The sequence below is a fragment of the Sphingomonas sp. Marseille-Q8236 genome, assembly GCF_965112005.1.
On record NZ_CBCOPO010000001.1, the window covers coordinates 68,599 to 85,554 of the forward strand.

The following is a 16,956-nucleotide window of genomic DNA, read 5'->3' on the forward strand; positions in this document are numbered from 1 at the left end:
CTCTTCCACCCCTGCAAGGGGAGGAATGATAGTCAGCGCCCGATCAGGCCCTGCGCGATCTCGTCCGCCACGTCCGAGGCGGGATGGCCCGTCTCGGCCGAGCGCTGCCACACCTGTTCCAGCCGCTCGGGGATCTTGGCGATGCGCGCCATGACCTCCGCCTCGTCGCCCTGGCCTAGATATTCCAAGCCGACATTGATGATGCCGCCCGCGTTGATGACATAATCGGGGGCATAGAGGATGCCCGCTTCCGCCACGCGTGCGCCGTCCTCACGGGTCGCCAGCTGGTTGTTGGCGCCGCCCGCGACGACCTTGGCCTTCAGCCGCTGGATCGAATCGGCGGTCAGCACCGCGCCCAGCGCATTGGGGCTGACCAGATCGACATCGGCGAACAGGATCTCGTCGGCCGAGGCGACGCTGGCACCCAGCTCCGCCGCCATCGCTTCGGCGCGGGCTTGGTCGACGTCGGCGATGGTCAGCATTGCGCCGTCTTTGGCGAGCAGCTTGGCAAGCCCGCCGCCGACCGAGCCGACGCCCTGGATCGCGACGCGCACGCCCTTCATATCGGTCGCGCCCAGCCCGCGCTTGGCGGCCGCCTTGACGCCCAGATAGACGCCGTGTGCGGTGTAGGGGCCGGGGTCGCCGCCCGCCGCGCCGCTCGCGACCGGCAGGCCGGAGACATAGCGGGTCTGAGTCGCGATGACCTTCATCCGCTCCTCGGACATGCCGACGTCTTCGGCCGTCACGTAGCGACCACCGAGCGATTCGACCGCGCGGCCGAATGCTTCGAGCTGCGCAGTGGTGATGACGTCGCCCGGCTTGGCCGCCAGGACCACGCCCTTGCCGCCGCCCAGCGCCAGGCCGGCCATCGCATTCTTATAGCTCATGCCGCGCGACAGGCGCAGCGCGTCGGTGATGGCGAGCGCGGGGGTGGCATAATGCCAGAAGCGCGCGCCGCCCGCCGCCGGGCCGAGATGGGTGGAATGCACCGCGATGACCGCCTGCAACCCCGAAGCGGGATCGGTGAACAGATGCACGCCTTCATGCGCGTCGAAATCGGGAAAGCCCCAGTTCGTCATGCTCGTCCTTCGGTCCGACAAAAGCGGAACCGGACCGAGTCTTCCGATCCGGCCACCCTATCGGTGAGGATTTAGGGGGGACACGGGCACGAAAGGGGCCGGTGCCGTGGCCAGAGAAATGGCCGGGAAGAATGGGGCGACCGACGGGACTTGAACCCGCAACTTCCGGCATCACAAGCCGGCGCTCTAACCAATTGAACTACGGTCGCCGCGAAGGCTTGCGCCCCTAAACGGGATGACCGCCATTCGTCAAGCGGTCAAAAGCGCCCTTCCGCCGAAAGTCGGTATCCACCGCCCGAGCCCGCGACGAAACCGAGTTGCTCCAGCCGCGCCGCCGCCGCCGGATCACCGGGCGTCAGGACCAGATCCGCGGTGTAGCGACCATCGGGGCGGATGCGCAGGTTCACCGCCTCCGTACCCCCCTGCCCCGTCATCGGCAGCAGCAATGCCCCCGCCTCGCACCGGGCATTGCCCATCATCATCGGGGGCAAGGGCAGGCCGCCCGCCTCGCCCGCCACCGTCGCCCGGACGCGACCACCCGCCTCCTCGCACACGCCGTCGCGGAAGCGGACGGTCACATCCTCCAGCATCAGCGTCGTGACGGGGAGTGGCGCAAACAAGGCGGCAGCGGGCAGGCTGGCGGTGACGCCATCGATTCCCATGGCATGACGGCTGATCGTCGCCGCGCCGATGATCGGACGGCCATCGACCCCGGCCCCCTCGAACGCCAGACGCGCCCGTCCCAGCAGCAGCGCAAGGGGTGAGAGCGAGACGCGCAGATCACCCAACGCCACCTCCCCGAACCGCGCCTCCAACAGGCTGCCACCCCAGATGGTGCCGCCGACGCGCCGCGCGCTCAGCCCTTCATCGGCAAGGCCCGTCGCACCCAGCGCCAGCCGCATGGGCAGAAAGACGATCAGCGCGACGACCAGCATTGCCGCGAACAACACCGAGGGTCGCGTAGTAAGCCGCAAGCGCATCATACCACCCGCTTCCGCAGGAGCAGCGCCACGCCGACTGTGCGGTCGCCATTATCGGTCAGCGTCGCCTGTTCGACCAGCACCCCGCCCCGCTCCAGTCGGGCAAGCCACGGCGTCAGCGCGGCGGGCCGGGCCGCGGCGATCTGCGCGCGGACCCGGCCAGGGCCATCCTCGGTCAGCGCGGACAGGGTAAAGCCTGCCTGCTCTGCCGACACCCGCACCGTGTCGGCCAGCGTTCCCGACAAAGCGGCCGGACGGCGGCGGCGCTGGCGCAGTTCGTCCGCGATGGCCTCCGCCTCGCCCAGTCGGATGACCGCATCGGCATGGCGTTCGCGCGCGCTCGACAAGCCGTCGCCCATGGGCCGCAAGATGCCGCCCCATATGATCGTGACGATCAGCAGCGCGGCCATGACCAGCAACAGCCGCTTCTCGCGGGTCGACCGCCCATCGAACCAGAGCCTCAACGCCCTCATCGTGCGCGCACCGTGAATTCTCCCGTGATCCGGCCATTCGCCGCGACGAAGGTGCTCGGCTGGACCGTGAAGCCCTGCGCCTCGACCGCGCGCTTCAGGTCGGTGGCCAGCGCCTCGCGGTCCACCGCCACGCCCAGCCTTATGTCGCCGCTCGGCTGGAAATCCATCGCGGTCAACTCGCTGCCAGGCACGCTGCGGACCGCCGAAAAGACCGCTGCCGCCGTTCGGCTGAACCCCTGGCCCGGACCGCGCACCGCCGCCAGCCGCTCGGTCAATTGCCGGTCGGCATCGACCAGCGTCTCGCCACGGGGCAGCGCGGTGCGGGCGACCTGTTCGATCTTCGCCTCGGTCGCGTCGGCGGCGAAGCTGTATTTGGTCCAGCGCACCAGATCGATCGCCAGCGTCACCGCGACGATCGCCAGCCCCAGCCAGCCGAGCCGTCGCACCAGCCGCCAGTCGATCACAAAGCTCCGCCGCCGCGCGAACATCCCCTGTCGCAGGTCGAGCGCCGGGGCCGCCACCGCCACGCCCAGCGCACTTTCGATCCCGTCGGCGTCGAGATCGGCAAGCGGTTCGTCGCCTGCCACGATCTCGGTAAAGCCCGGTTCGTCGGCAAAGCCCGACGCGCGCCCGCGCACCACGCCTTGCCCCGCCAGGTCGCCGCGAACATAGCCTTGTTCGGGGCGGGGCAACAGCAAGGGCGCCGGCACGACCGCGACCGGATCGATCCCCTTGCCCGCCAACAGGCTGAGCCATCCCGCCATTGCCCCGCGATTGACGATGCCGATCGCTCGGCTCCCCGCCTCGTCCTCGCCGACCGCGACATGGAGTTCGTCCATCGGCGCGGCGCTGACCTCCGCCGCCAGCAATCGCGCGGCGGCAGCCGCCTGCGCGGTCGAGCGGGCGGGAATCTCCGCCCAGTGCAGCGCCACCGCATCGGCGGGCGCGACCGCGATCACATCGCCATCGCCCTGGGGCAGCCCCTCGCCCGCCGCCGCGACACGGGCGTCCTCGATCCGCATCCAGCGATAGTCGCCGCCCTCGCCCGGCGGCAGGAACAGGAGGTTGGTCGCACTCATCACTCTTCCCCCCATCTCCGCGCCACCAGTCGCGGCGGCAGTCGCGACGCATCGACCAGGGCGCGTTCATTGACCTGGACGCTGCCCAGCGTCACGTCGATCCGCAGATCGAACCAGCGGGTCGTCGTCGCCACCCCGCCCGCGCCGCTCGCCCCCGGTATCTGCGCCCAGAAATCGCTCGCGTCCGCATAGCCTTGCGGCGGGCGACGCAAAAGGGCCTGAGCGATGCCGGCGGGCGAAATCGTGTCGATCTGCGCCATCGCGACGAGCGGCGCCTGCTCGGGCGCCAAGGTGTTGATGTTGACGCTGGTCGGCTTCGCCTCGGGCAAGGTGCATATCCAGGGGCGCAGCGTGGCATAGAGTTCGGGCGTGACGCCGTTGACCATCCGCAACTCGCTGACATCCGCCATCATGGCACCACCGGTCCGGTAAGGCGGATCGCGTGCCAGATACAGCGCATCCTCCGCCCCGCCCCCTTGCGGATTCTGGTCGCTGTCGATCCAGTCGGAGGTCGCCGTCGCCACCTGCACCGCGACCTGATCGGGGATGCCGAGCAGCCGCATTAGCCGGCCGAAATGCGCGACCTCGACCGCGTTGCCGATCAGCACGCCGGGCTGACCGGGAATGGGTTGCGCCAGCCCGTTCAGGTTGAAGCAGTTGCCGCCATCGGTCACGCGCGCCACCGCCGTTCCGCCGCCCACCCCGTCCCCCAGCGGCAGCGCGAAGGGCCGATCGCTCCACCCGCCGAGCAGCGAGACCTTGCCTTGGGCGCGCTCCAGCAGATCGCCGATGCGGATGATCGCCAGCGCCTCCGCCGCATAGGCATATCCGCGCGCCTGCTCGATCGCCACCGCATTGCCGCCGAGCCGAGTCGACAGCCGCAGCTTCTCCAGCGCGGTCGCGGCCAGCACCGCGATCACCGCGACGAGGATCAGGACGGTCAGCAGAGCCGCTCCGCGTTCGCCCGGACCGGGCCGGGGCTCAGCCATTGGGTGTCGCGGTCGGGCTGGGGGTCGGAGAGCTGCTCGGCGACATCCCATTCGGCACGCTGACATAGCCGGTGCCGATGAGGAACAATTGCCGGAAGATCATGCCGTCATCGCGAACGATCGTGACCTCCGCCGCCTGGGGCAGCGCGACGCCCGCTTGCCCCTGCCACTGGTCGAGCCATGCGCCGCCGAACCGATAGCGCAGATGCAACTCACGGACATGGTCCATCAGCGCGGCAGGCTCCATCGGCGCGGCCCCGTCGAGCAGCGGCCAGGCGACCCGCTCCAGAACGTCACCGTTCAGGCGATAGGCGACCTTCTGCAATGACGGCCGCGGTGCGGCGTCGAGGTTGCTCCAACCGGCACGCACCAACCGCATCGCATCGGGCCCGGCGACCATGGCCGGGGTCTGTACGCCGCCCTCGTCACGGGTCGGCCGGTCGACCGCCTGTGCCAGGTCGGCGGACAGGATCGCGGTCGTCCGGCTGACCGCCGACATCGCGTCGAGCTTCTGGCCCGTCACCGCTTGCGCCCGCACGCTCAACGACAGGATCGCCACGGCGGCGGCGGCCAGCATTGAGAAGATGAGCAGCGCCACCATCACTTCGACCAGGGTGAAGCCGTTGGAATGAGGCGCGCAGCGACATTTGCCCGCCCTTTCAAGGTCCGCCGAAGCTGGACCCCGGCCTTCGCCGGGGTGGTGCAAGGTGAACTTCACGATGCCGCCACCCCGATCGCCGCCGTCGCCATCGGCGGACGCACCATCGTCAGCCGCCCGACAATGCTCCCCCCGGCATTGGCGACCGCGACATCGATCCGCACCAAGCGCGCATCGCCCGTCCCGCTGACGATTCGGGTCCATTTCCAGCTTCGCCCGCCATTCACCTCCGCGCCGCTGGTCCGCCCTAGCGCGGGCGCCTGCGGGTCGGTGACGGCCGAGATCGCGACATTGCGCGCGACCATCTGGGCCACCAGCGTCTCGTCGAGAATCGAGGCACCCCGGATCGTCGCGCTCTCCAGCCGGACGAGCGCCATCGCCGCCAGGCTGAACACCGCCAGCGCGACCATGATCTCGATGAGGGTAAAGCCATCCTCCCCGGCACGGGGAGGGGGACCATCCGAAGGATGGTGGAGGGAGCGGGCCGCATAGCGTGCCCCTCGTGGAAGCCCCCCTCCGTCAGGCCTTTGGTCTGCCACTTCCCCGTGCCGGGGAGGATTGAAACGCCCCTCAACCATCGACCCGCACCGTGCCGTCGGCGCCGATCCGGACAATGCTGCTCGCCCGCTCGCGGGTCAGGCGGAGTTCGACCGGGCGATCGGCCAGCCCCGTCACGTCAAAGGTGATCCGCACCCGCCCGCTCGCATCGGGGATCAGGGCCTGGGTACCCTCCTCCCATTGGGCGACGCGCAACGGCTTGGCGGTCATCGGGCTCCACGCGCCGTCCGTTCGCCGGTCGAAGCCATAGCCGCCGCGCGTCACCCAGATGCTGACCGGCGAAGCCTCGACCACCGCCACGTCATGCGCGGCGCGGACGCGCGCGGCGAAGCGCAGCGCCTCGTCGGTCACGCGTCCGCGTCGATCGGGCAGCGACCAGACCGCGATGGCGGAGGCGAGGCCAATCACGGTGATGACGACCATCAGCTCGACCAGGGTGAAGCCCGACTCCTTCGCTCCGTTGGCACGGAGCGAAGTCGAAGTGCATGGCGTGAGGGCTCGGCCTGGCCTTCGACTTCGCTCAGGCTGAACGGAGGATCGGGATGAGGTCCCTCGCCTCACCACGCGCAGGCCCCGCCCGCCGCCGTTCCCGGCATCCAGGCGGGCGGCCCTGCTCACTTATCCCAGTTGCCGATATCCGCGTTGATCCCCTCGCCGCCTTCCTTGCCGTCGGCGCCGTACGTCCAGACATCCGCCTCGCCATGCTGGCCGGGCGAAGCGTAGAGATACGGACGGCCCCAGGGGTCGTCGGGCAGCTTCTTCAGATAACCGCCCTTTTGATAGCGCGACGGATCGGCGAGGCCGGCGGGCATCGACACCAGCGCCGGAAGGCCCTGCGACGTCGTCGGGAAGGTCAGGTTCTGGAGCTTGTACATCTCCAGCCCGCCCTCGATCTGCGCGATGTCGGCCTTGGCCTTCTGGACGCGCGCGGTATCGCCCGAGGGGAGGACGTTCAGCGCCACGATCGTCGCCAGCAGACCGATGATGACGATCACGACCATCAGTTCGACCAGGGTAAAGCCGTTGGCCGGGCGCTTGCGGCGAGTCCGCCGGGGGGTGGGGTTACGCATCAACTTGTCCTCATGGGCTATTGTCCCGCCAGCGTGTTGAGCTGGAGGATGGGCAACAGGATGGATAGCACGATCGTCGCAACCACGCCGCCCATCACGACGATGATCGCTGGTTCCAGAAGCGACAGCGCGGTGGCGGTGAAGCGGTCGAACTCGCGCTCCAGATAATCGGCGGCGCGCTCCAGCATCTCGTCCAGACGCCCCGCCGCCTCGCCGCTGGCCGCCAGATAGGTGAGCAGCGGCGGAAACACCCCCGCCCGCCGCATCGCCGCCGACAGGCTGCCGCCGCCGCGGATCGCATCGACGATCGCATCCGACGCCACCCGCAACCGGCGATTGTGAATGGTCCCGGCGGTCAGCGTCAGCCCCTCGAGCAGCGGCAGGCGGCTCGCCACCATCGTCCCCAGGGTACGCGCCATCCGCGCGGCATGCAGATCGCGCAGCAACCGGCCCAGCAGCGGCAGTTTCAGCAGCCATGTATCGAAGGACAGCCGGATCGACGGCACCTTCAGCGCGCGCCAGAGACCCAGCCCTGCGACGATCGCGATCCCCGCCATCAACCACCACCAGCCGACCAACAGGTCCGACACCCCAATCACCATGCGCGTCAGGAACGGCAGTTCCTGCCCGACCGTATCGAACTGTTCGACCACCTGCGGCACGACGAACATCATCAGCGCGGTGACGACGCCCAGCGCCACCACCGCCAGGATCGTCGGATAGGCGAGCGCGGTGATCAGCTTGCCGCGAATTTCCGCCTGCCGCTCCAACAGCGCCGCCAGCCGTTCGAGAATGGTCGGCAGGGTCCCCGAACTTTCCCCCGCCGCGACCATCGCGCGGTAGAGCGGCGGGAAACTCTTGGGCTCGCGCGCCATCGCGTCGGCAAGGCGGCGGCCTTCGGTGACGCCCTGATGCACCGTAGAAACGATCGCGCGCACCCGTTCCTGTTCGGTCTGGCGGGTGATGGTGCGCAGGGACTCTTCCAGCGGCGAGACGCGGTTGAGCGTCGCGAGCTGGCGGGTGAACAGCGTCAGTTGCTTGACCGACATGCGCGTCCGACCAAGTTTGAGGCCGAAGAGCGGGCGGCGTTCGGCGGTATCGCCGCTGCCCGGCTTGACCGAGACGACATAGAGCCGTTGTTTCTCCAGAGCGGCGCGGGCGGCGTCGCTGGTTTCGGCAGGGATGAACCCGCGCCTCTCCGCACCCTTGGTGTCGATGGCGACATAGTCGAACCCGGCCATGTCAGTGCCTCACCCCATGACACCGCACCACCCCGGCGAAGGCCGGGGTCCAGTTGCAATGAGGTATATGGGATCGAGATTTTATCTCACGCGAAGCCGCGAAGCCGCGAAGAGAAGATGGGTTCGCGCAGAGGCGCAGAGGACGCAGAGGTGTCTGGCGCGCGGCAGCGCTCTGTTCTTTCAACTGAGCGAAAGATGACGGCCGCTGGCGCGGCAAAGACAACCTCTCTGCGCCCTCCGCGCCTCTGCGCGAACACTCCCTTCTTCTTCGCGGCTTCGCGGCTTCGCGTGAACCCGAATTCGTGACGCATGGCGACTGCAGCCCGGCCTTCGCCGGGGTGGAGGATCGTGATGGGACGATAGACACCCCCCTCACCCCGCTTCGGAATCGCGGCGGGACACGCGGATGGCTTCTTCCGCCGTCGTCACGCCATCCAGCACCAGCGCGCGCGCCGCCGCCGCCAGCGGTTGCTGTCGGGCAAAGGCATGGGCCGCGATGGCCTGTTCGTCGCCGCCCTCGTTGATCAGCCGCCGGATCGTGTCGTCGACGCGCACCGCCTCGTACACGCCGGTCCGCCCCTTATACCCGGTGCCATTGCACTGCGGACAGCCGACCGCCTCATACACGATCGCCTTGTTCTCGATCCCGAGCAGCGGTGCCACCGTATGCTTGGCCTTCACCGGCCGCTTGCACGCCGGGCACAGCCGCCGCACCAGCCGCTGCGCGATGACGGCGCGCAGGGTCGAGGCGAGCAGGAACGGCTCGACCTTCATGTCGCGCATCCGAGTGATCGCGCCGACCGCGTCGTTGGTGTGCACGGTCGACAGCACCAAATGCCCGGTCAGCGAGGCCTGCACCGCGATCTCGGCGGTCTCGCGGTCGCGGATTTCGCCGACCATCACCACGTCCGGGTCCTGACGCAGGATCGCGCGCAATCCGGCCGCGAAGGTCAGGCCGACCTTGGCATTGACCTGGGTCTGCCCCACTCCCTCGACCGCATATTCGACCGGGTCCTCGACGGTCAGGATGTTGCGGCTGCCATCGTTGAGCAGGCGGAGCGCGGCATAAAGGCTGGTCGTCTTGCCCGAGCCCGTAGGTCCGGTGACCAGGATGATACCGTTGGGCTCGCTCAGCGCCTCGCGCAGCAGCGCGTACATGGCCGGGTTCATCCCCAGCGCGTCGAGGTCGATCCCGGCATTCTCCTTGTCGAGGATACGCAGCACCACCCGCTCGCCCGCCCGGCTGGGCAGGGTCGAGACGCGCACGTCGAGCAGCTTGCCGCCCAAAGTCAGCGCCATGCGCCCGTCCTGCGGCACACGGCGTTCGGCGATGTCGAGCCGCGCCATGACCTTGATACGGCTGACCACCACGGGCGCGACATGCGGCGGCATGCGCAGCGTCTCGCGCAGCACGCCATCGATCCGCATCCGCACGACCAGGCCGGTCTCGTAGGGCTCGATATGGATGTCCGACACGCCGTTGCGCGCGGCGTCGGCGATGATGCCGTTGATCAGACGGATGGCGGGCGCGTCGTCGGCGGTGTCGAGCAGGTCCTCGGCGGTCGGGATGCCGTCGGCCAGCATGTCCAGCTCGTCGCCCATGCCCACCGCCGCGATCGCGGTCGCCTGTCCGTCCATCGCATAGGCGTCGGACAGGAGCCGGTCGAAGGCGGGGGCCTCGACCCGTGCGACGGCGAAGGGGCGGCCGATATGGCGGCGCAGTTCGATCAGTGCGCGCGGGTCCGCCCCGTCGCGCAATGCTATGGTCAGCGGGTCCGCGGCCTGCACCACCGTGCCGAACTTGCGCGCATAGGCATAGGGGATGGTCAGCGGCGCGACCAGCTCCAGCGCCTCCACCGTTTCCTCCACCGGCGACATGGGCAAGGCATCGCCGCCACCGACGGGCTCGGCGGCCCCCAGCGGCAGGGGGACCATATCCCCGGAAGAGACGGATTGCGGCTCGTCAGTCACGGCGCTTGATCGGTTCGACCGACTTGGCGACGGGGACCGCGATGCGCGGGTCCTCGATATTGCCGGGCATCGGCGCATGCGGGATGGGCGGCGCGGCGTTCATGTAATCACGGACCAGCTCGTCGATCGACGGCTCGACGCCGGGCTGGGCATAGCCCTGAAGCTGGCGGAGATAGCCGTAACGCTGCTCCGTGACGCGGCGGCTGTCCTCGGGGGTGCGCAGGATGGTCGGGCGGATGAAGACCATCAGATTCGTCTTGGACCGGCTGCGCGCCTTGGAGCGGAACAGCGCGCCCAGGCCAGGTATGTCGCCGAGCAGCGGGATCTTCTCGATGGTGCGGCGCTCATTGTCGTCAAGCAGGCCGCCGATGACCGTGATCTGGCCGTCATCGGGGGTGAAGACATTCTCGAAAGCGCGTTTGTTGAGGATCAGCTCGCTGTTGTTGCTCGACACGGGTCCGGCGATCGAACTCACCTCCAGCCGGACATAGAGCTTCAGCGAGCCACCCGCATTGACCTGCGGCTTCACGTCGAGCTGGATGCCGACATTCTGGCGCTGCACGGTGCGGAAGGCATTGTCGAAATTGTTCGACAGCGCCTGGCCGGTGGTCACCGGGATTTCCTGCCCCACGAGGCTGTGCGCCTGCTGGTTGTCGAGCGTGATGATGTGCGGGACCTGGAGCAGATTGGAGGTCGTGTCGCTCTTCACCGCATTGATGATCGCGCCGAACACCGTGTCGCCGATCTGCCCGCCCCAGCCGGCAAAGCCGCCGGTGGTGCCCAGGATCGACTGAACCGCCGACTGGGTCAGTTGGCTATAGGCCTGGTTGGGGACGTTGGTCGTGGTCCGCGTGCCGTCGGGCGCGACCACCGTGGTCGTGGTGCCGCCGATCGTGTTCGCCCCGACCGCGCCTGCGATCTGGAGGATGTTGGGCGCGGTGTTGCCATAGGTCGATGCGGCGAACGCCCCGCCCGACAGGCTGCCGAGCAGGAATTGCGCCCCCAGCCGCCGCGCGGTCTGGTCGGACACTTCGGCGACGATCGCCTCGATCAGTACCTGTTCGCGGCGTACGTCGAGTTGGCGGATCACCTCGCCGATCTGGCGCTGGATGTCGGCGGGGCCGGCGATCACGATGGCGTTGGCGCCGGTGAAGCGGGTGACGACCGCCGCCGTCCGCCCGCCTTGCGTGCTGATCGCGGGCTGCTGTCCGCTCTGGCCGCCGGCTCCGGGGGCACCGGCCGCCTGGGGCTGCGCCACGGGCTGGATACGCTGAGCGATCGCGGTGCCCGCCGCCGAGCCCGCCTGGGAATTGGTCTGGGTGAAGCTGCCGCGCGACAGGGTGGTTTCCTGCACCGGATCGGGCGTCTGGCCGACCAGTTGCTGGAGCACCGGCAAAAGCTGCTCGGCATCGGCATTTTGCAGGAAGACGACGCGGATCTCGGTGCCGCTCTTCGCCTTGTTGTCCAGGTCGATCGCGATCTGGGCGAAGCGCGCCACGCTCGACGGATCGCCGCGCAGAGCGATCGAATTGGAACTGTCGATCGCGACCACCGAAACGCCGGTTCCGCCTTGCGCAGGCGCGCCGCCCTGCCCGCCACCGCCGCCGCCCGCCAGCGTCTGGAGCGCGGTCGCGATCTCGCGCGCGCCCGCATTCCTCAGCGCGATGACGCGGGTCGACGCGTTGTCTGCGTCGATCCGGCGAACCACCTCGCGGATGCGGCGGATATTGTCGGCGAAGTCGACCACGACCAGGCTGTTGCCCGCGCGGTTCGCCGTCACCGACCCTTGCGCGCTGACCAGCGGGCGCACCGTCTCCAGCGCGCTCGGCGCGTCGATCGCGCGCAGGCGGATAATCTCGGTGACATAGGAATTGCGGTTCGCCCCCGCCGATCCGATCCGGCTGGGCTGCGACGCGGCATTGTCCACCGGCTGCACCCGGAACGCCCCGCCCGACGTCGGCACCGCGACCAGCCCGTTGGAGCGCAGCGTCGACAGGAAAATCTCGAAATATTCGGACCGGGACAGCGGTCGGTCGGTCACCACCGTCACCTTGCCGTTGACCCGGCTGTCGATGATGAAGGTGCGGCCCGTCACCTTGGCGGCATCGGCGATGAAGGCGCGGATATCGGCGTCGCGGACGTTGAGCGTGGTCTGCGCCTGCGCCCCCGTCGCCAGGGCGAGCGCCAGAACCGAACCGAGGACGAGCTTCTTCATGGCCGTGGTGCCGCAATCTGAAGGGAGAGCGGCAGCGTCTGATCGCCCCGCTCGACCGTGATGGAGAGAGAACCGCCCTGTGCGAAATCGCTTGCCAGCCGGTCAAGGTCGCCCGGCCCGCTGACGGGGCGCCCGCCCAGTGCGGTAACGATATCGCCTTCGCGCAGGCCCGCCGCACGGAACGCCGCACCCGAACCCATCGGTCGGACGACCAGGCCCGAGACGCGCCCGCCGTCCAGCCGCGGGATGAAGCTGATATCGCTGCGCAACTGCGCGATCGCAACGCCACCCTGGGGCGGAACGGGGCCGGATAGCGGCGCGGACGGCGCGCCCGGGACCGGGGCGGAGACGGTGGCGGGTGGCGCGTCGGACTGGTCGAGATACAGATCCTCGGTCGCACCGCCGCGATCGATGGTGATATGGTCGAACGCCACCGCCTTCAACGTGACGCCCGGCTGGATTTCCTCGCCGACCGACACCGAACGCTGGACGCCGTCGGCCCCCGCGACGATGGCCGAGCCGCGTCCCATCGCCTCGTCGATCCGGGTGCCGTAAAGGGTCAGCTGAAGGTTGGTGACGGCAGCCGGGGCGGCCTGTGCGCCCTGCAAGCGGAAAAACGGGTCGAAGCCTTCGAGGATCGCCGCCGTCGAACCTGCGACGACAGGGGCGGCCGGCCGCCAGTCGCCCAGCGGCGAAATCGGCGTCACAATCACCCATAGCAGCCGCGCACCCTGAACGGCGAGACCCGCCATCAGGGCCAGTTCGGCCACCGAGTAGACATTCACGACCGGCAAGCGCCGCAACAATCGGCGCCCGCGCGCGTCGAGCCTCAACCGCATGAAATAAGACCCCATCCGCTTTTCAGCCACTAGGCATGGCATGTTACACGTTTGCGTCAAACCCCCGAAACATGTTCGTCATACTCGTTTCACATGGACATTGCGATGAACAGGCCCGCTACGAACTTGCCGACACTGGGCAATGGTCTTGATCCGACACCGATCGTCGCGCGGCTGAGCGCCATGCCGGGCGTGCAGCGCCTGCCCAGCCCCAAGCTGACGCTGTTCATCGCGCGCGACGTTCTGCCGCCCGATCTGTGCGCCGTGCTGATGGCGCGAATCGATGCGGTCCGCCGCCCTTCGACCATCGCCGACGCCAATGGCGACACCGCCTATCGCACCAGCGAGACCGGCGACCTGCCCGCGGACGATCCGGCCGTGACCGAAACCGAACGGCGGATCGCGATGCTGACCGGCCTGTCGGGCGAATATGGCGAGCCGATCCAGGGACAGCGCTATGCCGTGGGGCAGGAATTCAAGCAGCATACCGATTATTTCGAGCCCGAGGGGTTGGACTATCATCGCTATTGCGCCCTGTCGGGCAACCGGACCTGGACGGTGATGCTGTATCTAAACACGCCGGAAGCGGGCGGCGCGACGCGGTTCAAGGTGGTGGACAAGATGATCCAGCCCGAACCCGGCAAGCTGGTCGCCTGGAGCAACCGTCGCGCGGACGGCTCGACCAACCCCGCCACGCTGCATCAGGCGATGAAGGTGCGGGCGGGGGTGAAATATGTCATCACCAAATGGTATCGGGAATTGCCCTGGCGGGGGTGAAGACGAACCTCCGTTCGTCCTGAGCGAAGTCGAAGCCCACACCCCGCCCCCTCCCCAAACGGAAAAAAGCCGCCGTCCGGATCACCCCAGACGGCGGCCCATCACCGAAACCCGCCTAAGGGATTAGAAGGTCGTGCTGATCCCCAGCGAGAACACGCGGCCCAGATCATAGCGGTTCAGATACACGAACCGGCCATTCCCGAAATCCTGCCGCTCGTTATACCGCGTGCGGGTCAGGTTGCGGGCTTCGGCCTTCAATTCGAACTTGCCGCCCATCAACTCGAAGCCCTGCCGCGCCACGAGGTCGAGGCGGATGCCCGGCACCTCGACGATGTCCGGCTGGAAACCCGTACCCGACAGGTTGGACGGCCCGCGATTGGTCACGCGGTTGCTGGCATAGTTGAACAGCAGCGTGATCTGCGACAGCGCGGCGGTATCCTCCAGGCCCAGTTGCAGGTTGACCAGATGATCCGACTGGCCGGTCAGCGAAGCCCCGTCCCGGAACAGCAGCCGCGCGGGGCCGAAGCCCGAGGCACAGCCCGCGAGCCCCGGCGAACCCGCCGCCGATGCCGGGTTGGGCACGCAGGTCGCGTCCGCATTGATCTTCGACTTGGTGTAGGTGTAGTTCGCGATCGCGACGAGGCGGCGGGTGGCGAAGAAATCCCCACCCAGTCCGGCCAGCGGCACATATTTCTGCAACTCGACTTCCGCACCATAAAGGATTGCCGAAGGCAGATAGGTGAAGCCCGTCTGCAACCGGTCGTCCGCACCGGTGTAGAAGCCGACCTGTTCGATCGGATTCTTGATCCGCTTATAGAAACCCGCCAGCGTGAAGCGCTGGTCGCGGGCGTAGAACCATTCGTAGCGCGCCTCCAGGTTCCACAACTCGCTGTCGCGCAGGTTCGGGTTACCGAAGAACAGGCGGTCCGAATCCGGGTCGCGGAACTGCTGCGGCGCCAATTCGCGGAACTGCGGGCGCGAGATGGTCTTCGCGCCGCTCGCGCGCAATTGCATGTCGGCGGCGAAATTCCAGGTCAGCGTACCGGCGGGCAGGAAATAGTCGTTCTTCAGCCGCGTGGTGGCGCTCTGTACCGGCGTCACCGTCTCGACCGCCGTCTCGTAACGGAGACCCGCCACCGCACGCAGGCCGTCGGTCACTTCCGCTTCCGCCTGCGCATAACCGGCATGGACGTTCAGCTTCGCGTCGTACGCATAAGCGCCCGCCTGGGTCGAGAATTGCAACTGGAGCGTACACGCCCCCTGCCCGCGCAAGGGGCAGGCATTGTTGATGACGTCCGGGCTCAACAGATAGTCCGGGCGATAGAGATTGTACGGGAAGCCCGGCGCGGTGCCCGCACCGTCGCTGGTCTGATAGTTGAACTGGATACGGCTCGAATAGCGGTCCGTGCCCTGGTAGAAATAACCGGTGCTGAGCGTGATCGGGCGGTCGCTGTCGATCTTGTAGGAAAGATCGGCCTGTCCGGTCCACAGATTCTCGTTCAATTCCGAGAAGATGATCGAGGCGAAGGGGGTAAAGCGCTGCGTCACCTGATAGGCGCCGTTGCACTGGAATCCGCCTGCGCCATTCGCGCCGTCATAGCTGATCGGCAGGCCGTTGCTGGTCCGTGCGGAACAGAGATAGTCGAACTGCCGCTCATAGGGCGCATTGCGCTTGGAGTTCGCGAAGGCGCCGCGCGCGTCGAACTTCAACGCGTCGGTCAGCTTGAACTCGCCGACGAGCTGGCTTTCGATCAGCTGGCGCTCGAACCAGTTGGTGTTCTGCTGGAAGCGCAGGCCGCTGGCATTGTTGTAGACTTCCGCCGCCGAGCCGCGACCCTGCTTCAGCGTGTCGTGGATATAGACGTTGGTCCAGCGCACCGTGTTGTCGCCGAATTCATAGCCCAGCCCGACCAGCGCATTGGCGACGATGCGATTGTCGGTCAACAGCGTGCGGAAATCGTTGCGGATCGTGCCGTCGGGCGACACCGAGTCCTGCTGGATCGCCGAGCGGGTGCGGAAGGTGTTGGAGAGCGAGAGCGAGGAGATCACGCCCAGGCGGTCGCTGCCGATGTCGAAGACCGAGCCGGCCGAGATTTCGCCCGACAGATTGGCGGGCAGCTGGTTGTTGCGCTGGAGCAAGGTGGTCGAGGCGTTGGACAGGCCAGCCACCTGCGCGGCGGGAACGATACCCGAGCCCTTGCCCGCCTGTACGTCGCGCACGAACTGCGGCACGCCGCGCGTGCCGTCATCGAAGCCCAGCCAGTCGGCATCGCCGCCCGCATAGGTGTAGCCCAGCTCGCTGGTCGTCACATCGTCGGCCGCGACGGTGAAGCCGCCCGAGATGAAGTTCTTCGCCGGGATCGCCTTGGTCGTCAGGTTGATGACGCCGCCGCCGAACTCGCCGGGGTAGTTGACCGAATAGGTCTTCTGGACCAGCGCCGAGCCGACGATCGTGGTCGGGAAGATGTCGAGCGGGACCGAGCGGCGCAGCGGCTCGGGGCTGGGCAAGGGCGAGCCGTTGAGCAGCGACGAGGAGTAGCGATCGCCCAGACCGCGGACATAGACGAAGCCGCCGCCGACGACCGACAGGCCGGTGACGCGGGTCAGCGCGCCCGCAATGTCGCCCTCGCCCGTGCGCGCGATGTCGGCGGCGGACAGGACCGAGACGATCTGCGGCGTGGCGCGGATCGTGTTGGGGATGTTGCGGCCGACGACGACGATCTCGTTGCTGGCCGAGCTATCGACGCCGGGGGCCGAGATTTCGACCGGCTCTTCCGTCGACTGACCGTCCTGGCCCGTCGGGGTCTGGCTCTGCGGCGTGGCCTGCCCATCGGGGCTGGTCGCGGTGGTGCTGGTCTGCGGCGGCGCACCGGCCGTCTGCGCGAGCAGAGCGGGCGCGACGAGCTGCGAGGTCAGCAGAAGGAGGGAGGCATAAGCGAGGCGTCGCTGCATGGCCGGTTCATCCGATCAGATATATGGAGGAAAGCCGGGGCGGCGATGTTCGCCACCCCGGCCTGCCGAGAGCGC

At 68.1% G+C, this 16,956-nt stretch carries 15 protein-coding genes and 1 tRNA gene; 1 reads left to right on the top strand and 15 read right to left on the bottom strand.

Features of this window, described 5'->3' with window-relative positions; genetic code table 11:
• Positions 1-32: 32 nt before the first annotated feature.
• From ACWPWT_RS00345 to ACWPWT_RS00410, 14 genes are all read right to left on the bottom strand, one after another.
• Positions 33-1,079: a Glu/Leu/Phe/Val dehydrogenase dimerization domain-containing protein gene (locus tag ACWPWT_RS00345; protein ID WP_454278097.1), complete on the bottom strand. Its 1,047-nt coding sequence runs from the start codon at positions 1,077-1,079 to the stop codon at positions 33-35.
• A 132-nt stretch (positions 1,080-1,211) separates the two neighbouring features.
• Positions 1,212-1,288: transfer RNA gene (locus ACWPWT_RS00350), tRNA-His, on the bottom strand.
• Between the two features lie 48 nt (positions 1,289-1,336).
• The gene (gene gspN, locus ACWPWT_RS00355) at positions 1,337-2,029 is read right to left on the bottom strand and encodes a type II secretion system protein N (protein ID WP_454278098.1); all 693 of its coding nucleotides are present in this window, start codon (positions 2,027-2,029) and stop codon (positions 1,337-1,339) included.
• Positions 2,030-2,058: 29 nt separating this feature from the next.
• Positions 2,059-2,532 carry a type II secretion system protein GspM gene (gene gspM / locus ACWPWT_RS00360; protein ID WP_454278099.1) on the bottom strand — a complete coding sequence of 158 codons (474 nt, stop codon included), beginning with the start codon at positions 2,530-2,532 and terminating at the stop codon, positions 2,059-2,061.
• Positions 2,529-3,611: a type II secretion system protein GspL gene (gene gspL, locus ACWPWT_RS00365; RefSeq protein ID WP_454278100.1), complete on the bottom strand. Its 1,083-nt coding sequence runs from the start codon at positions 3,609-3,611 to the stop codon at positions 2,529-2,531. The genes gspM and gspL overlap by 4 nt, the downstream gene beginning before the upstream one ends.
• Positions 3,611-4,600: a type II secretion system minor pseudopilin GspK gene (gspK, locus tag ACWPWT_RS00370; protein ID WP_454278101.1), complete on the bottom strand. Its 990-nt coding sequence runs from the start codon at positions 4,598-4,600 to the stop codon at positions 3,611-3,613. The genes gspL and gspK overlap by 1 nt, the downstream gene beginning before the upstream one ends.
• Positions 4,593-5,318: a type II secretion system minor pseudopilin GspJ gene (gene gspJ, locus ACWPWT_RS00375; protein ID WP_454278102.1), complete on the bottom strand. Its 726-nt coding sequence runs from the start codon at positions 5,316-5,318 to the stop codon at positions 4,593-4,595. The genes gspK and gspJ overlap by 8 nt, the downstream gene beginning before the upstream one ends.
• Positions 5,315-5,668: a type II secretion system minor pseudopilin GspI gene (gspI, locus tag ACWPWT_RS00380; protein WP_454278103.1), complete on the bottom strand. Its 354-nt coding sequence runs from the start codon at positions 5,666-5,668 to the stop codon at positions 5,315-5,317. Before gspI ends, gspJ begins: the two co-directional genes overlap by 4 nt.
• Positions 5,669-5,828: 160 nt before the next feature.
• Positions 5,829-6,434, bottom strand: a complete 606-nt coding sequence (locus ACWPWT_RS00385) for a GspH/FimT family pseudopilin (RefSeq protein WP_454278104.1) — start codon at positions 6,432-6,434, stop codon at positions 5,829-5,831.
• Positions 6,431-6,886 carry a type II secretion system major pseudopilin GspG gene (gene gspG, locus ACWPWT_RS00390; RefSeq protein ID WP_454278105.1) on the bottom strand — a complete coding sequence of 152 codons (456 nt, stop codon included), beginning with the start codon at positions 6,884-6,886 and terminating at the stop codon, positions 6,431-6,433. Before gspG ends, ACWPWT_RS00385 begins: the two co-directional genes overlap by 4 nt.
• 17 nt (positions 6,887-6,903) lie before the next feature.
• Positions 6,904-8,127, bottom strand: a complete 1,224-nt coding sequence (gspF, locus tag ACWPWT_RS00395; RefSeq protein WP_454278106.1) for a type II secretion system inner membrane protein GspF — start codon at positions 8,125-8,127, stop codon at positions 6,904-6,906.
• 372 nt (positions 8,128-8,499) lie between these two features.
• Positions 8,500-10,005, bottom strand: coding sequence for a type II secretion system ATPase GspE (gspE, locus tag ACWPWT_RS00400; protein ID WP_454279857.1), 1,506 nt, complete (start codon positions 10,003-10,005; stop codon positions 8,500-8,502).
• Positions 10,006-10,090: 85 nt separating this feature from the next.
• The gene (gene gspD, locus ACWPWT_RS00405; protein WP_454278107.1) at positions 10,091-12,313 is read right to left on the bottom strand and encodes a type II secretion system secretin GspD; all 2,223 of its coding nucleotides are present in this window, start codon (positions 12,311-12,313) and stop codon (positions 10,091-10,093) included.
• Positions 12,310-13,152, bottom strand: coding sequence for a type II secretion system protein N (locus ACWPWT_RS00410; protein ID WP_454278108.1), 843 nt, complete (start codon positions 13,150-13,152; stop codon positions 12,310-12,312). Before ACWPWT_RS00410 ends, gspD begins: the two co-directional genes overlap by 4 nt.
• 105 nt (positions 13,153-13,257) lie before the next feature.
• On the opposite strand from ACWPWT_RS00410, the gene ACWPWT_RS00415 reads away from it, so the two are divergent.
• On the top strand, positions 13,258-13,929 hold the full coding sequence (locus tag ACWPWT_RS00415; RefSeq protein WP_454278109.1) for a prolyl hydroxylase family protein: 672 nt from the start codon (positions 13,258-13,260) through the stop codon (positions 13,927-13,929).
• 123 nt (positions 13,930-14,052) lie between these two features.
• Here ACWPWT_RS00415 and ACWPWT_RS00420 read toward each other — a convergent pair whose 3' ends face one another.
• Complete coding sequence (locus ACWPWT_RS00420; RefSeq protein WP_454278110.1) at positions 14,053-16,881, bottom strand: TonB-dependent receptor domain-containing protein; 2,829 nt, start codon at positions 16,879-16,881, stop codon at positions 14,053-14,055.
• Between the last annotated feature and the right edge of the window lie 75 nt (positions 16,882-16,956).

Bases quoted from the DNA above. Each gene is read 5' to 3' on its own strand.
- ACWPWT_RS00420 (WP_454278110.1), bottom strand. From the start codon at position 16,881: ATGCAGCGACGCCTCGCTTATGCCTCCCTCCTTCTGCTGACCTCGCAG.
- gspD (WP_454278107.1), bottom strand. From the start codon at position 12,313: ATGAAGAAGCTCGTCCTCGGTTCGGTTCTGGCGCTCGCCCTGGCGACG.
- gspL (WP_454278100.1), bottom strand. From the start codon at position 3,611: ATGAGTGCGACCAACCTCCTGTTCCTGCCGCCGGGCGAGGGCGGCGAC.
- gspE (WP_454279857.1), bottom strand. From the start codon at position 10,005: ATGTCGCCGGTGGAGGAAACGGTGGAGGCGCTGGAGCTGGTCGCGCCG.
- ACWPWT_RS00415 (WP_454278109.1), top strand. From the start codon at position 13,258: ATGAACAGGCCCGCTACGAACTTGCCGACACTGGGCAATGGTCTTGAT.
- gspK (WP_454278101.1), bottom strand. From the start codon at position 4,600: ATGGCTGAGCCCCGGCCCGGTCCGGGCGAACGCGGAGCGGCTCTGCTG.
- ACWPWT_RS00410 (WP_454278108.1), bottom strand. From the start codon at position 13,152: ATGCGGTTGAGGCTCGACGCGCGCGGGCGCCGATTGTTGCGGCGCTTG.
- gspM (WP_454278099.1), bottom strand. From the start codon at position 2,532: ATGAGGGCGTTGAGGCTCTGGTTCGATGGGCGGTCGACCCGCGAGAAG.
- ACWPWT_RS00345 (WP_454278097.1), bottom strand. From the start codon at position 1,079: ATGACGAACTGGGGCTTTCCCGATTTCGACGCGCATGAAGGCGTGCAT.
- gspG (WP_454278105.1), bottom strand. From the start codon at position 6,886: ATGCGTAACCCCACCCCCCGGCGGACTCGCCGCAAGCGCCCGGCCAAC.
- gspF (WP_454278106.1), bottom strand. From the start codon at position 8,127: ATGGCCGGGTTCGACTATGTCGCCATCGACACCAAGGGTGCGGAGAGG.
- gspI (WP_454278103.1), bottom strand. From the start codon at position 5,668: ATGGTCGCGCTGGCGGTGTTCAGCCTGGCGGCGATGGCGCTCGTCCGG.